The 13979-nt window shown below is 50.2% G+C and carries 12 protein-coding genes and 1 tRNA gene; 5 read left to right on the top strand and 8 right to left on the bottom strand.

Going from position 1 to position 13979, the window contains the following annotated elements:
- Positions 1 to 1020 (top strand): Csu type fimbrial protein, encoded by a 1020-nt coding sequence (locus tag OI69_RS02980; protein ID WP_039345984.1) that lies wholly within the window; start codon positions 1 to 3, stop codon positions 1018 to 1020.
- On the opposite strand, the gene fadJ is transcribed toward OI69_RS02980, so the two are convergent.
- From fadJ to OI69_RS02995, 3 genes are all read right to left on the bottom strand, one after another.
- Positions 1013 to 3196: a fatty acid oxidation complex subunit alpha FadJ gene (fadJ, locus tag OI69_RS02985; RefSeq protein WP_039345987.1), complete on the bottom strand. Its 2184-nt coding sequence runs from the start codon at positions 3194 to 3196 to the stop codon at positions 1013 to 1015. The genes OI69_RS02980 and fadJ overlap by 8 nt on opposite strands.
- The gene (gene fadI / locus OI69_RS02990) at positions 3193 to 4506 is read right to left on the bottom strand and encodes an acetyl-CoA C-acyltransferase FadI (protein WP_039345988.1); all 1314 of its coding nucleotides are present in this window, start codon (positions 4504 to 4506) and stop codon (positions 3193 to 3195) included. Before fadI ends, fadJ begins: the two co-directional genes overlap by 4 nt.
- Before the next feature lie 227 nt (positions 4507 to 4733).
- Positions 4734 to 5030: a YfcZ/YiiS family protein gene (locus OI69_RS02995; protein ID WP_080752593.1), complete on the bottom strand. Its 297-nt coding sequence runs from the start codon at positions 5028 to 5030 to the stop codon at positions 4734 to 4736.
- Between the two features lie 581 nt (positions 5031 to 5611).
- Between OI69_RS02995 and fadL the strand changes: the two genes are divergently transcribed.
- Positions 5612 to 6892, top strand: a complete 1281-nt coding sequence (gene fadL, locus OI69_RS03000; protein ID WP_039345990.1) for a long-chain fatty acid transporter FadL — start codon at positions 5612 to 5614, stop codon at positions 6890 to 6892.
- Between the two features lie 131 nt (positions 6893 to 7023).
- On the opposite strand, the gene mqo is transcribed toward fadL, so the two are convergent.
- On the bottom strand, positions 7024 to 8607 hold the full coding sequence (gene mqo, locus OI69_RS03005; RefSeq protein WP_039345993.1) for a malate dehydrogenase (quinone): 1584 nt from the start codon (positions 8605 to 8607) through the stop codon (positions 7024 to 7026).
- 362 nt (positions 8608 to 8969) lie between these two features.
- Positions 8970 to 9731, bottom strand: a complete 762-nt coding sequence (gene mlaA / locus OI69_RS03010) for a phospholipid-binding lipoprotein MlaA (RefSeq protein WP_039345996.1) — start codon at positions 9729 to 9731, stop codon at positions 8970 to 8972.
- Between the two features lie 399 nt (positions 9732 to 10130).
- Here mlaA and OI69_RS03015 point away from each other — a divergent pair, with 399 nt between their 5' ends.
- Positions 10131 to 11069 (top strand): formate/nitrite transporter family protein, encoded by a 939-nt coding sequence (locus OI69_RS03015; protein WP_039345998.1) that lies wholly within the window; start codon positions 10131 to 10133, stop codon positions 11067 to 11069.
- Between the two features lie 76 nt (positions 11070 to 11145).
- Positions 11146 to 11220 (top strand) — tRNA-Arg (locus OI69_RS03020).
- Between the two features lie 382 nt (positions 11221 to 11602).
- Here OI69_RS03020 and OI69_RS03025 read toward each other — a convergent pair.
- Together OI69_RS03025 and OI69_RS03030 are read right to left on the bottom strand one after the other, a co-directional pair.
- Positions 11603 to 11986, bottom strand: coding sequence for an HVO_A0114 family putative DNA-binding protein (locus OI69_RS03025; protein ID WP_039346000.1), 384 nt, complete (start codon positions 11984 to 11986; stop codon positions 11603 to 11605).
- A 4-nt stretch (positions 11987 to 11990) separates the two neighbouring features.
- Entirely contained in the window at positions 11991 to 12356 is a 366-nt protein-coding gene (locus tag OI69_RS03030) for a toxin-antitoxin system TumE family protein (protein ID WP_039346002.1), read from the bottom strand.
- 230 nt (positions 12357 to 12586) lie between these two features.
- Between OI69_RS03030 and OI69_RS03035 the strand changes: the two genes are divergently transcribed.
- Complete coding sequence (locus tag OI69_RS03035) at positions 12587 to 12826, top strand: hypothetical protein (protein WP_052198290.1); 240 nt, start codon at positions 12587 to 12589, stop codon at positions 12824 to 12826.
- A gap of 191 nt (positions 12827 to 13017) precedes the next feature.
- Here the strand turns inward: OI69_RS03035 and OI69_RS03040 are convergent, their stop codons facing one another.
- The gene (locus OI69_RS03040) at positions 13018 to 13818 is read right to left on the bottom strand and encodes an NPP1 family protein (protein WP_039346003.1); all 801 of its coding nucleotides are present in this window, start codon (positions 13816 to 13818) and stop codon (positions 13018 to 13020) included.
- Positions 13819 to 13979: the final 161 nt, after the last annotated feature.

Raw genomic sequence — 13979 nt, forward strand, 5'->3', positions numbered from 1 at the left:
ATGCTGAATCCGCTACCGCAGATCTCGCGACGCGTTACCATCAACTGGCGCTCGATTCATGGGTTACGTCTGGCCTTCGTGCTGATCGCCCTCTATTACGCGCCGTTGAGCTATGCCGCCTGCACGGTTCAATCAGCCTCCACCACGCTGGGGCCGTATGGCTCTTCTGTGGTTGGCGCTAACGGCACACCACAGGTCGTCCAGTCAGGAAGCGGTTTTCGCTGTACGGGCAGTCTATTGAGTCTAAACAGCACCAATACCATCACCGCCACAATACAAAATGACAGCAACCCCAGCGGCACCACCATGCGAATGCGCAGGGGAACCAGCACCGATTATGTTCCCTACACCCTATGTATGGATTCTGGCTGCGGTACGCCCTATAACATAGGTTCAAGTTACATCTGGAGTCAGACGACCTTTCTGGGAATACTCGGTTTGTTCAATTCCTCTGACGGTACAATCCCGATCTATATCCGCACCACAACAGGCAACAACGTTGCTGCGGGCACCTACACCGATACCGTGACTATTAAATGGGATTACCGCCTTTGTTCACTGGGAGCGACGGTATTGGGAATAGTGGTCTGTGTTTTCGACGAGGGATCAACAACCTCAACGCTCAATATCACCATGAACATCACCAATGATTGCCAGATCACCAGCGCGCCGAATATCAGCTTTGGCACAGCGGCATTTCCCGCCGATTTCGCGGCGGTCAATAATAACCTCGGCGTTCGCTGCACGCTGCAAGGTGCCTATACCGTCAAGCTGATCAGTACTTCTGACGATGCTAACTGGCGTAGAATGACCGCAACCGTGGGCGGTACGCCCTACTATTTGCAATATCAACTCTATCGCACCGGGAACATTGCCTGGACCGAGACGAACGATTATAGCGGGGCGGGAACGGGAATGACGCAAAATATCCCGTATACCGCCCGAATAAACGCCAGTCAGGCCAGCAAGCCGGCGGGAACGTATAAAGACACCGTGACGATCAACGTCACGATCAACTAACGTGATCGTCTTCATCGGTCGGCGGATAAAACGTCCGTCGATCTTCCCGCATTGCGAGTAAACGTTCACAGGGTGCGAACCGATCGCCATACTGTTGTTGCAGTACGCACAGCGTTTTCACGACCGTTTCTATCCCCAGCCGATCCATGTAGTGGAACGGGCCACCAAGGAACGGCGGGAAACCAATACCAAATACGGCACCGATATCGCCGTCACGCGCGCATTGAATCACGCCTTCATCCAGACAACGCACCGCCTCATTCAACATCATCATCACTGCTCGCTGGCTGATTAGCGCCGGGTCGATATGCGCCTTCGGCGTCACATCCAGCAGGGGATAAACCGAGCTATCCACCTCTTTCCCTGTCTGCCAGAAACGAGACGTTTTATTGTACCGATAGAATCCTTTGCCATTTTTACGTCCTTTGCGCCCATCTTTCAGAATCGCCTCAAACGCTGGCGGAGAAGTAAAGCGTGCGCCCAACGCTTCAGTCAGCACGGGCACGATTTTGGTCGCGACATCAATACCGACTTCATCAAGCAGTGCAAGCGGGCCGACAGGGAAACCAAAACGCACCAGCGCATAGTCAATCGATTCAACGGGTTCCCCTTCCAGCAGACAGTAAGCCGCTTCGTTAATGTAAGGTGCCAATATGCGGTTAACATAAAAACCGGCGCTGTCACCCACGACGATGGCGGTTTTGCCCTGTTTTCTCGCCAGAGCCACCGTCGTCGCCACCGTCTCCGCGCTGGTATGCGCGTGAGGAATCACCTCAACCAGCGGCATTTTGTCCACCGGACTAAAATAGTGCAGGCCAACCACCTGCTGTGGGCGGCGCGCGCCTTCCGCAATCTGATGAATCGGCAAGGATGAGGTATTTGATGCAAAAATGGTGTGTGGCGCGGCATGATCTTCAATCTCCGCCACCATTTGCCGCTTCAGCGCCAACTCTTCAAAGACCGCTTCAATGACGATATCCGCATGTTCAAAACCGCGGTAGTCGGTGCTGCCAGAAATCAACGTCATCAACCGCTGACGCTCCATCGGCTTTATTCGTTTACGCTGAACGCGTTTGGTCAATAACTGCCAGTTGTATTTCAACGCATGGTTAATGCCCTGCTCATGGATATCTTTAATGCGCACCGGCAATTTCCCGCGCGTCGCCGTCACGCTGGCAATCCCGCCCCCCATTAACCCACCGCCGAGAATCCCGACACGGTGGATCGGTTTCGCGTCAGCGTCAGATCCCGTCGTTTTCTTTAGGGCATTAGAAGCAAAGAATAGATGGCGTAACGCAGCAGACTCCGGCGTCATCACTAGCTTGCCGAACGCTCGTGCTTCCTGCCGATACCCTTCTTCATGGCCTTTTTCGATTCCCCGGCGCACGACCTGAATGATCTTTTCGGTAGCCGGATAGTTGCCGTGTGTTTTCGCACGAGTCCTGCGTTTCACCATTTTGAAAAGCACATGACGAATGCCTGGGCAATTCAGCAGACGCGAACGCCAGCCCAGCGGCACCGCTTTGCGTTTTCCTTTTTTGAGAATGTCTACCGCCGTCGCTAGCAGGATATCGTGTGGTACGGCTTCATCAACCAGCCCTTGCCGCAATGCCTGACTCGCACGGAGATGGCGACCGGTCAGTATGAGATCCAACGCGCTATCCAGACCAATCAATCGTGGCAAACGCTGTGTTCCCCCTGATCCGGGAAGGAGGCCAAGCTGTACTTCCGGTAGCCCCAACACCGTCTTTTCATCCAGCGAACAAACGCGATAGTCACAGGCTAAGGCCAGTTCCAACCCACCGCCTAAACACGCACCGTGGATCGCCGCCACCACGGGGAACGGTAGCGCGGCGATCTGCTCAAACGTTTCCTGACCTTGCTTCGCCAGACTTTCTGCCTGCTCGGCGCTACTGCACTGGTTCAACATGGTGATATCAGCACCAGCAATAAACGAATCAGGCTTGGCAGAAACCAAAATCAGCCCTCTAAGCGTCGCATGCTGTCGCGCCTGTTCGAAAATTGAGAGGATTTGTTCTGCAAATTCGCGCTTTAACGTGTTCACTTTCTCGCCGGGAACATCAATGCTGATCACCCCGATATTGTCTGGCCGGAGAGTCAGGGAAAAAGCCGACGGGCTTTTCGTTGCTGAGAGGAAAGGCTGTTGATCGTTCATGGCGTCACCTCCAGTACCATGGCTGCACCCAGTCCACCCGCCGCGCAGGCGGTGGTTAACCCCAGCCCGCCGCCGCGACGACGCAGTTCATTTAGCGTTTGGGTGATCATCCTCGCTCCCGTGGCGGCAAAAGGATGCCCATAGGCAATAGAACCACCCAGCACGTTGAATTTGTCACGATCGACCTCACCCAGCGCCGTATTTCTGCCCAAGTGGTTTCGGGCAAACTCATCGCTGGCAAAGAGCTTCAGATTGGCCAACGTCTGGGTGGCAAAGGCTTCGTGCATATCAATTAACGTTAGGTCGGCCAACGTCACACCAGCTCTTGCCAACGCCAGTGGGGAGGCGTAAGCCGGCCCTAACAACATATCATGCTGCACGCCGATGGCGCTAAAGGCATAACTGCGCAGGTAGCCTAGCGGCGTAAGTCCGAGGCTTTTCGCTCTGGATTCGCTCATCATCAAGACGGCGGCGGCACCATCCGTTAACGGCGTACTGTTTGCCGCTGTCACCGTGCCATGCCGGCGATCGAATGCCGGACGTAAACGAGAATACTGCTCTAAAGCGGAATCATGGCGCACGTTGTTATCTTCACTCAGCGCCTTCTCATAAGGAGGAACGTAGGCCGTCATCACTTCATCACGCAGCACGCCAGACTCCCAGGCTTGGGCCGCCAGCTTGTGCGAACGGTGCGCCAGTGCATCCTGATCTTCACGCGTGATACCGTAGGTTTTTGCCATCTGTTCGGCGGTGTCGCCCATGCGTAGCCCGGTGGAATATTCCGCCACCGCGGGGGCTACCGGAAGCAGGTCTTTCGGACGCAGGCCGCTTAACAGTTTCAACTTCTGGCTCAGCGTTCGGGCTTTACTCATATCCACCAGCGTTCTGGCCAATGCTTTACTGACACCAATAGGCAGCACGGATGAGGAATCCGCCCCTCCGGCGATCCCCACTTCTACCGTACCCGCCATTATACTTTCCGCCACATTGGCTACCGCCTGAAAGCTAGTGGCGCAGGCTCGCGACACGCTGTAGGCATCGGTATGCACGCTCATGCCCGTGCCGAGCACAATCTCTCTGGCGATATTCGGCGCTTCGGGCATCTGAACCACCTGACCGAACACCACTAGCTCGATCAGTTCAGGATCAATACCCGTGCGAACCAGTAATTCGCTGGTGACAAGTTTTCCTAATTCGAGGGCAGGAACGCCATGATAGGCCGTTGCCTGCCGGGCAAATGGGGTGCGTAATCCGCTCACGAACGCGATGCGATCGCCACGACGGGTTATCAGAGGTAATACCTCGCTCATAAACGCTCCTGTTAACCGAAAATAAAGTACGCGCACAACAGGTCAGACCTGATTTCATTGTTAACCAGATGGTTACATTACGCAAAGGCGCGCAACACAAAAGTGTGACCTTTTGCGTTATACGTCATAAGCAGAAGCGAAAGCTGTAAGATTTAAAGCAGAAATGAAACGTGGCTGAGATACGCGGAAAGAACAGGAGCCGCTTGAGGCTCCTGCGAGCAACAAGATTAACGCAGGCCGAGTTGGAAAATCATCGTTTCAGCCTGGCAACTGAAGGTGAAATCAATGTCCAGTTTCACGCCACCGTCGACATCTTCCAGCGTACTACTGATTTCACAAGGCTCAGACTCTACCGCTCGCGCTTTTTCCGTCAGTGCGGCCAGTGCCGCTTCCGCGTCTGAACGATCGCCGAAAATTTTGCTGTAAGATGCCGTGCAATCCGTGTTGTCCATGATCGTGCCGACATCGACACAGCAGCAGGCAGCGGTTTCTTCAGCACTGCATTTATTAATTACGTTCGTCATGATGCTTTCCTCTTAAAACGCGGGGGAGATATATACCCGTCATACTCCAAGCTGCATGTACGTTGGCTACGTTCACTCACCCGAATCACTTACCTGAGTAAGCTCATTGGGATTAAATGAGAGACATCCTGTCTCTCACCGGAGGCCACCCAAAGGCTGGTCAAATTCGTTCCCGACGAATTTGTCCTTCTCTTGCCGCCTTCCTGCAACTCGAATTATCTAGCGTATATGATCCAGTTCAAATATTTTTATCTTACTGATATTTTACCCCCTCATTCTGAGGCAGTACCAGCACTTCATACCTGTCAGCTATTTTAGTGATATCAATCACATTAAGGTGTTATGAAGCAGTAAAATCACAGTAACACCCCTTCACATAAATTAACCAAAACGTTAAGCAGCTCTAAATTTTGCATCATTTTGGAAATATTTTAACCACACAATCGCAACATTATCATATTCCCAACTTATACTTTGCTAACTGGTCTGATTTGTCAGGCTGAATGCGCCCCCTACAATGCGCGTCCCTTGTTACCCCGTGTAACAACGTTAAATAACAAGCATATAAAGAGGTTTTGGTCATGAGCCAGAAAAACCTGTTCAAACAATCTACAATTGCTGTTGCGGTGGCCCTGTTTTCAGCAAACGTGTCTGCGGCTGGTTTCCAGCTTAATGAATACTCATCATCGGGTCTGGGACGCGCGTTTTCTGGTGAAGGTGCCGTAGCCGACAATGCGACCTCCGGTAGCCGTAACCCGGCGACCATGACGATGTTTGACAGACCATCCTTCTCCGGTGGTGTCACCTACATCAACCCGGATATTGATATCAATGGCTCCAGCTCATCAGGGCAAAATGCCGATGCGAGAAATATCGCGCCACACGCTTGGGTGCCTAATCTGCATTTCATTATGCCGCTGAATGAGCAGTGGGCAATTGGTGCTTCCGCAGTCACCAATTATGGTCTGGCGACCGAGTTTAATGACAATTACGTTGCAGGCTCTATCGGCGGAAAAACCGATCTGGTGACATCCAACCTGAACCTGAGCGCCGCTTACCGTCTGAACCAACATTTCAGCTTCGGTCTGGGCGTTAACGCCGTGTATGCTGATGCAAAAATTGTACGCCACGCGGGGGAATTATCCGCCGCATTTCCTTCCTCTCTAGGCGTGACCTCCAGCACAGAAATCTCACGTTTGGAAGGCAAAGAGTGGGGCTACGGCTGGAATGCAGGACTTTTATATGAAGTCGATGAGAATAACCGCCTCGGTCTGACCTATCGCTCTAAAGTCGATATCGACTTTAATGGTGACTACAGCAACCAGTTGCCTGTAGGCACAGGAGCCCTTAATGGCGCAACCGTACCGGGTAAACTGACACTGAACCTGCCAGAAATGTGGGAGGCTTCAGCCTACCACCGTGTTGCACCGAAATGGGCGGTTCACTACAGTCTGACCTACACCAGTTGGAGTCAATTCCAAGAGTTGAAAGCGACAGGCAGTAGCGGCCAAACCTTGTTCCAGAAAGATGAAAGCTTCCGTGATGCCTACCGTATCGCACTCGGTACTACCTACTATCACGACGATAACTGGACGTTCCGTGGCGGCATCGCGTTTGATGACAGCCCCGTTCCGGCAGATAAACGCTCGATATCTATCCCGGATCAGGATCGTTTCTGGTTGAGCGCTGGCACCACCTATGCGTTTAATAAAGACGCTTCTGTGGATGTTGGTGTGTCTTACATGCATGGTAAAAAAGTTACCATCACCGAAAAAGGCCCAACGGCAACGTCTCCAACGTACAACTTCAGCTCTGAAGGTAAAGCCTGGCTGTACGGTGTGAACTTTAACTACGCGTTCTAAATAACGCACTGGCTATCGGCCAGCATGTTACAAAGCAGGTAAGGCCACTTACCTGCTTTTTTTATAGCTTGCCTGCACCGCTACGAGGCCACAAAAAAGGCCGCTTTCGCGGCCTTCATCGTGCTTTACGGTTATTCCGGCTTAACCTCAATATAATCCAGACCCAGCGTGCTGCTGGTGTAGCTGCGGATTTTATTGGTCATTTCAATATTTCCGTCCAGCTTCTGACCATAAGACGGAACAATTTCTTTCAGCTTGCTCTGCCATTCCGGCGTCGCCACTTTATCCTTAAACACTTTTTCCAGCAGGCTCAGCATAATCGGCGCGGCGGTAGACGCACCAGGAGAGGCACCCAGCAGGGCCGCAATCGAGCCATCCTGCGAGCTGACGATCTCCGTCCCCAGCTTCAGCACACCACCTTGCTCATCATCTTTCTTGATAACCTGAACGCGCTGTCCGGCAATCGTTAGTCTCCAGTCTTCTTTCTTCGCGTTCGGGAAGTATTCCTGCAACGCGGCGAAACGATCGTCATCATCCATCATGACCTGACTAACCAGATATTTCACCAGATCGAAGTTATCCAGACCGACATGCGTCATCGGCATTACGTTGGAGAACGTGACAGAACCGATCAGATCCCACAGCGAACCGTTTTTCAGGAACTTGCTGGAGAAGGTAGCAAACGGCCCGAACAGCAGGACTGGCTTACCGTCAAAAATACGGGTGTCCAGATGAGGAACGGACATGGGTGGCGCACCGACAGAAGCTTTACCGTACACTTTTGCCATATGACGCTTCACGATTTCCGGGTTTTCTGTCACCAGGAATTCCCCCCCCACCGGGAAGCCACCGTACAGATCGGCTTCAGGGATGCCGGATTTCTGCAACAGCGGCAGTGCTGCCCCACCGGCACCGATAAAGACGAACTTCGCCTTAATCACGCTTTCTTTCTCACCGTTCTTCAGATCGGCGTAAGTCACGCTCCAGGTGTTGTCTGCATTACGTTTGATATCACGCACTTCTGAATTCAGGTGCAGCGCAAAGTTGGACTTGGTTTTCATCGCGCCAACCAGTTGACGCGTGATTTCACCGTAGTTCACGTCGGTGCCGATAGGCATACGGGTCGCAGCGACCTTCTGAGCCGGATCGCGGCCTTCTATCACCAACGGCGCCCACGCTTTGATCGTATTGGGATCGTCGGAGAACTCCATACCACGGTACAACGTGCTGTGCTGCATTGCATCATAGCGGTGCTTCAGGAAAGCGGTATTTTCGTCACCCCAGACAAAACTGATATGTGGCACGCTGTTAATGAAAGAGTGTGGATTATTCAGCACACCGTTTTTCACCTGATAGGACCAGAACTGGCGCGAGACTTCAAACGCTTCAGTAATTTCCAGCGCTTTGCTGATGTTGATCGGGCCGTCAGGATTATCCGGCGTGTAGTTGAGTTCCATGAAGGCCGAGTGTCCCGTACCAGCATTATTCCAGCCGTTAGAGCTCTCTTCCGCCACGTTATCCATCCGCTCAACCATATCGATAGACCAGTCTGGTTGCAGCTCCTGTAAATACACGCCCAGCGTAGAGCTCATAATCCCCCCGCCGATCAGTATTACATCCGTTGTCTTCTCTGTCGTTTTAGCGTCTTCAGCCATCGCCAGAGGGGCGTTAACCACCACGCTCAGGCAGAAGAACATAGCAAGTAGTTTTTTCATGCTTATATCTCTATTTTTATAAGTGCAGGTAAATAGAATTCCAGGCATTCATTAACACACGACCGCACGACCATCAGTAAAAAGCATCATTCTTATGACCTTTTTGTTAATCACCTTGCTAACAAAAAAATCAGCGTGCTGACACATTTCAGCCATGATCGGCATCAGTAGCGGTTAACGACCTAGCATTATTGTTATCTGACAGGAGGAAATAAATTTTAGTAAGTAAATAAATGGACAACAATGCCATAACTTTTAAGAAACAAACCACAGAAACATCATGGTAAAAATAAGTTTAGCAGTGTTTTATAAAAGCAACAGGCACCCGTAGGTGCCTGTGAAATGAGCGATAACACGCCACACTATTTCGCTGAATCGATCTCGTCGAGCGAATCTTCAATCGCTGCGGCATTCGGGTTCTTCTGCGGGGTGATTTTCCCATCGCTGGCAAGAAAATCATGCCGTTGGAAGTAGGCTTCACGCATCATCAGGTAGGGATCGGAAGAGTTACGCAGCAGACTGTCGGAATCCAACAACTGCGCTCGCGTTTCTATCCCTTCGATAGCCCATTTGCCCGCAGACATCCAAAGCGTCAGATAGCTCAGCATCGGATACAGCGTATCCACTACGCCACCGCCATCTTCACGGAGTGTCACGCTACCGTAGCCGGGCATCACCACATAAGGCCCATAGCCCACGCCATAATTACCCAATGTGCTCCCAAAACGGCGAGACTCTTCTTTCGCCAGTTTCGGATTCGCCATTGACGCTACGTCAATCAGACCGCCCATCCCGAGCAAGGTGTTCAGGAAGAAACGGTTAAAGTGAATCATCGCTTTATAGGGTTTGCCTTCAACGAAGTAGTTCACCATCGTTGCAGGCTCTTCCAGGTTGCTAAAAAAGTTCCCCAGCCCGTTACGCGCAGGCGTCGGCACATAATCGCGCCAGGCAACCGCAGCCGGACGGACCAGATAAGGATCCAGAACGTCATAGTTAAAGCTGAACATGGTACGGTTAAAGCCTTCAAGCGGATCGGAACGACCTTCTTGATCGCGATCCCCGGAACTGGCGCAGCCGATCAACAACACGCTGGCAAACACCACCCCACTCAGGCGGTAATTCATATCTGTTCTCCCTGATTTATTGTGTGCTATACCCGCGACCGAAAATCGGTCTCATATCAGCCCCAGGCTGGACGATGACGATAAGGGCGGGATATCGGCCAATAGTGTAACATTTTATTGCTCCATCGCTACGTTGGCTTACGCATTACTGCATTTTCAGAGGTTTGCCATTTTTCTTATGGGGACAGCACGCGACATCATAGCGACACGCACTCCAGCGTGGATGACAGCACAGGATTTCAGTGTCCCCTAACAGCATAGCACCCCAGACTAAATCAGTGAGACGTATCACACCATCACATATCGTAAAAAATGACTACGCTTATCATCGGGATTGCTGGTGCTCACATCTGCGGCTTCAGCATCGTTAGCCATAGTCTAAGCATTAAGAGAACCCTTATGAATCCATCTTCAGAATCCAAGCTAACTCAGCAAAAGAAAGAAAAGGACGTTGTGGTGGAAAGTGAGGAAAGCACGCAGGGAAAAGCGATCAATATTGACGAGGAGCATTTACCTTCTCCTGCCGCCGCGATCCATGAAGAGATCCGTCAGGAGGGACAAAAAGAGCTGGAACGCGATGCGATGGCGCTCTTGTGGTCGGCAATTGCCGCAGGGATCTCCATGGGAACCTCATTCATGGCCGTCGGTATGCTCCACACCCCGCTGATTGACGTGCCCGGCGGCTTTCTGCTGGAATGTTTCGGTTACACCATTGGCTTTGTGATTGTCATTATGGCACGTCAGCAGTTGTTTACCGAAAATACGGTCACGGCGGTGCTTCCTATCATGCATAAGCCAACGCGCAGCAATTTCTATCTGCTCGGTCGATTATGGTTCGTCGTGCTGGCTGGTAATCTGATCGGTACAGCGCTGGCCGCTCTCGCCTTTACCTACATGCCCGTTTTTGATGGCGAAACGCGAGGGGCATTAGTGAATATCGCCATGAAAGTCATGAAGAACTCGCCAACAGAGATGTTCGCCAACGCCGTTGTCTCTGGCTGGATTATTGCCACGATGGTTTGGATGCTGCCTCGCGCCCATTCCGCCAAACTGTGGATTATCATCATCATGACCTGGATGATTGCATTCAGTAATCTCACGCATATCGTGGCTGGTGCCTCAGAGATTCTCTATCTCGTATTCATTGGCCACATCCCCTGGCAGGCGTTCATCTGGCCATTTGCCTTGCCCACGCTGGTGGGGAACATTATCGGCGGCACCTTTATTTTCGCACTCATCAGTCATGCGCAAATTCGCAACGACATGAGCCATGCACCTCACACCAAACGCCAAAAGACGCATGAAAATGAGGAAAAAACGCACAGAGGAAAACACTGATTGCCGACACTTTGAGCAAACGCGCCGTTAAGTGCTTATTCCCAGAGCAAAAATGCGTATAATAGCCGGGCTTCACGTCTCCATAGTTAAACGGATATAACAAGCCCCTCCTAAGGGCTAGTTGCAGGTTCGATTCCTGCTGGGGACACCATTCGCACTTATCCCAACATCTACTCCAGTCAACAAAACCCAGCAATATCAAGCCTTAACACCCAATCTCATTATCCCAACGTCTATTACAATCTATTGCAATCAACACATTTCAGGGGGGTACATTTGGCGGTATTCCGTGTTCGGTCTAAAAGAGATACCCCCAGATGAAGTTAAACGCTCGTCAAGTTGATTATTTTCTGGCTGGATGGGTGAACCAACGCGATAAGGGCTATGTTGGTTCACATAAATCCAGTGCTGGCGCGGCTTAGCAGCCCGTGAATCAACTGAACCAACCGAACTGACACCTTTCTGCTGATCTATAGAGAAATTTGGCGGGAATAAAAAGATAGGGAACGGCAGCCCAGCGAACTGGGCTACGTTCAGGCAGCTTTCGGTGAAAACTTCTCAATAAACTCCTGCTTCACCTGAATATCAAAATCGGTGAACATCGCTACTGGCTTAACACTTTTCCCGACTTTTTCCAGTCTTACAAAACCATGCGAGTTCAGTGTTTTGAGCGTCACGGATAAATTGCTTTTCTGACGACCAGACATTGCCGCCAGTTCGGTGAGGGTTTCGGGTTTTTGTTCATCCATAAGTCGCAGCAAAGCGATATTCTCATTACTGAGCACTTGAGCCAGTGCGTTCATGGAAGTAAACCACACTTTAGGTTCCCCTTCTTCTGGCTTGTACTGACCTTTGACGATGGCAAGCATTCTTGCGCGGATCACAGCTTCAGGCATAACGCCAATCAGGGCTTTCATCGTATTAACCTCTTTTTTCACGTTCAGCGATAACTTCATCTATTCGGGTAAAGAAATCTTCAAGTAACTGCGCGACAGACACAAACTCATACGGATAACCTTTATCCACAGGCGTTCGGTGTACATGGTCATACACCAGACGACCCGAAAACTTCCCTTTCTTGGGCGGCTTAATGGCGTGTGCGTTATCCATTCCGAATACCCGTGTATTGTGCTTATCATGCAACGTCAGCGCATACCGGATACCATGCGGGATGAAAGCCGTCGCTTTAACTTCCCAGGCATCCACTTTCCACCAGTATCCATCTTCTCGGTATACCGTCTCGCCATGCAATGACAGCAGGTAATCTAAAGCACTATCACGTTCCATATGTCACCCTACGATTGTTATGACCCAATCATAACAATAAGTATCCGCATGTCAAATCCAGCCAGACCATAATCCACATCCTGCTTGCCCCACTCATCAATACGCGCTAAATTCGCGAAAGATACCGGAGTATGCCTTAAAAGCTGCTCCGGTATTTTTTTGCCAAAAATCTGCCATAACCTCCAAACCTGCATGGTTCGCCCAGCAGGCTTTTTTCATGGATAAATACAATGGAACCTAACGAATTAGTCGAAGCACTGCGTGAAGAAGAAAAACATCAAGAAGAGCAGGAAGCCACGTTTGGCGGTACTGGCCTGGACATTGTTTATATCGGTGATAAACCGGAAAAGCGCATTGATTATAAGGGGCGTAAGCTTGTGTTTCGTCAGTCTACCCCTGCCGATGTACCTCCCGTTGTTGCTGAGTATTTACTGGATAACTTCGCCCAACTGTTTGTCCCAAATGCGTAAAACGTGCCACTAAGCTGTACATTGATTCAGATATGCTCACCTGCCGGACGTGTTCCGGTCTTTGTTATTCATCAATGACAAGCTGCGGTGTTGTACCAACATCTACGATGTCTTTGCGGGTGCGGAACAAAGGGAAGTGCCAAAGAATAAAACAGAGAAATAGGGATAGATTCACTATCCCCGTTTTATGATTATCTTGCTGCGGTTACGCTAGCTGGCGTAAATTCAGGGTAGCCGCCAGGTCGATTCTTATTTAAGTTAGTGAGGAAGTTACTGTCCTTAAGAGGAATCGATGCTGACCCGTAATCGAAAGTATTTAAACGATGACGCAATTCTTCGTTGCTAATTCCATCTCCTACCATTGAATACCAACTAATAATATCCGGTGTAACAAATTTACCCAATGGATTTTCAGCTTGTTCATTTTTTTTGGCAAAACGAAATGCATGTGTTAATACCCCATCCTTGTGATAAACAAATTTGAGATGTTTATCTTGCTTTTCCAGTTTCGAGGCGAGTTCTGTTGTCATCTTTCCATGGGCGCTAAAGCTGCCATGGGTCACCGTCCCATTTCTTGTCCAGACGGCAACCTGTTCCCAATCATGTTTGTGACCCGTGCCAATACCAGGAAGCTTATTCAAGATCTGGTCTTTCTGAAAATAGAGTGCGTAGAAATGACCACAATAACGAGCACCAGCACTATCAATACACGCATAGCGATGCAATGTATTTGACATATCCGTAAATGTAGACCAGCGGCACCCCCCTGTCAGACCGCCAGTCGGTTTCAGACCGCGGTTCTGAGCCCCACCGCGGCTAATACCTGCGCTAGGTAAACAGCTATCTTTATCAAAATCAAATATCGGTGCAATAGTCGTTGCATCAATGCCTGATGGCAACGCTTTATCTAACTTCGGGAAATTATCTGCATATGCAGAAGAGGAAATACATAATATTGAAACCGCTAAGATCGTTTTCTTTCTGGTAAACATAATCACTCCTTTAATAAAAGATCGTCCTTTGGAAAATCACACTAAAAACAATCAGGGAAATAACAAATCACTATATGATAAGAAAGATTAGAAATTATAAACAAAAAAAGCCAAGAAATTAAAATCATTTATTCCCAACAATTAAACAAAATATAATTACC

It is taken from the genome of Pectobacterium fontis, from assembly GCF_000803215.1.
Lineage (GTDB): Bacteria > Pseudomonadota > Gammaproteobacteria > Enterobacterales > Enterobacteriaceae > Pectobacterium > Pectobacterium fontis.

What these genes read in the sequence shown, in the direction of transcription:
- OI69_RS02980 (WP_039345984.1), top strand. Translation starts at nt 1, where the DNA reads ATGCTGAATCCGCTACCGCAGATCTCGCGACGCGTTACCATCAACTGG.
- fadJ (WP_039345987.1), bottom strand. Translation starts at nt 3,196, where the DNA reads ATGAACGATCAACAGCCTTTCCTCTCAGCAACGAAAAGCCCGTCGGCT.
- fadI (WP_039345988.1), bottom strand. Translation starts at nt 4,506, where the DNA reads ATGAGCGAGGTATTACCTCTGATAACCCGTCGTGGCGATCGCATCGCG.
- OI69_RS02995 (WP_080752593.1), bottom strand. Translation starts at nt 5,030, where the DNA reads ATGACGAACGTAATTAATAAATGCAGTGCTGAAGAAACCGCTGCCTGC.
- fadL (WP_039345990.1), top strand. Translation starts at nt 5,612, where the DNA reads ATGAGCCAGAAAAACCTGTTCAAACAATCTACAATTGCTGTTGCGGTG.
- mqo (WP_039345993.1), bottom strand. Translation starts at nt 8,607, where the DNA reads ATGAAAAAACTACTTGCTATGTTCTTCTGCCTGAGCGTGGTGGTTAAC.
- mlaA (WP_039345996.1), bottom strand. Translation starts at nt 9,731, where the DNA reads ATGAATTACCGCCTGAGTGGGGTGGTGTTTGCCAGCGTGTTGTTGATC.
- OI69_RS03015 (WP_039345998.1), top strand. Translation starts at nt 10,131, where the DNA reads ATGAATCCATCTTCAGAATCCAAGCTAACTCAGCAAAAGAAAGAAAAG.
- OI69_RS03025 (WP_039346000.1), bottom strand. Translation starts at nt 11,986, where the DNA reads ATGAAAGCCCTGATTGGCGTTATGCCTGAAGCTGTGATCCGCGCAAGA.
- OI69_RS03030 (WP_039346002.1), bottom strand. Translation starts at nt 12,356, where the DNA reads ATGGAACGTGATAGTGCTTTAGATTACCTGCTGTCATTGCATGGCGAG.
- OI69_RS03035 (WP_052198290.1), top strand. Translation starts at nt 12,587, where the DNA reads ATGGAACCTAACGAATTAGTCGAAGCACTGCGTGAAGAAGAAAAACAT.
- OI69_RS03040 (WP_039346003.1), bottom strand. Translation starts at nt 13,818, where the DNA reads ATGTTTACCAGAAAGAAAACGATCTTAGCGGTTTCAATATTATGTATT.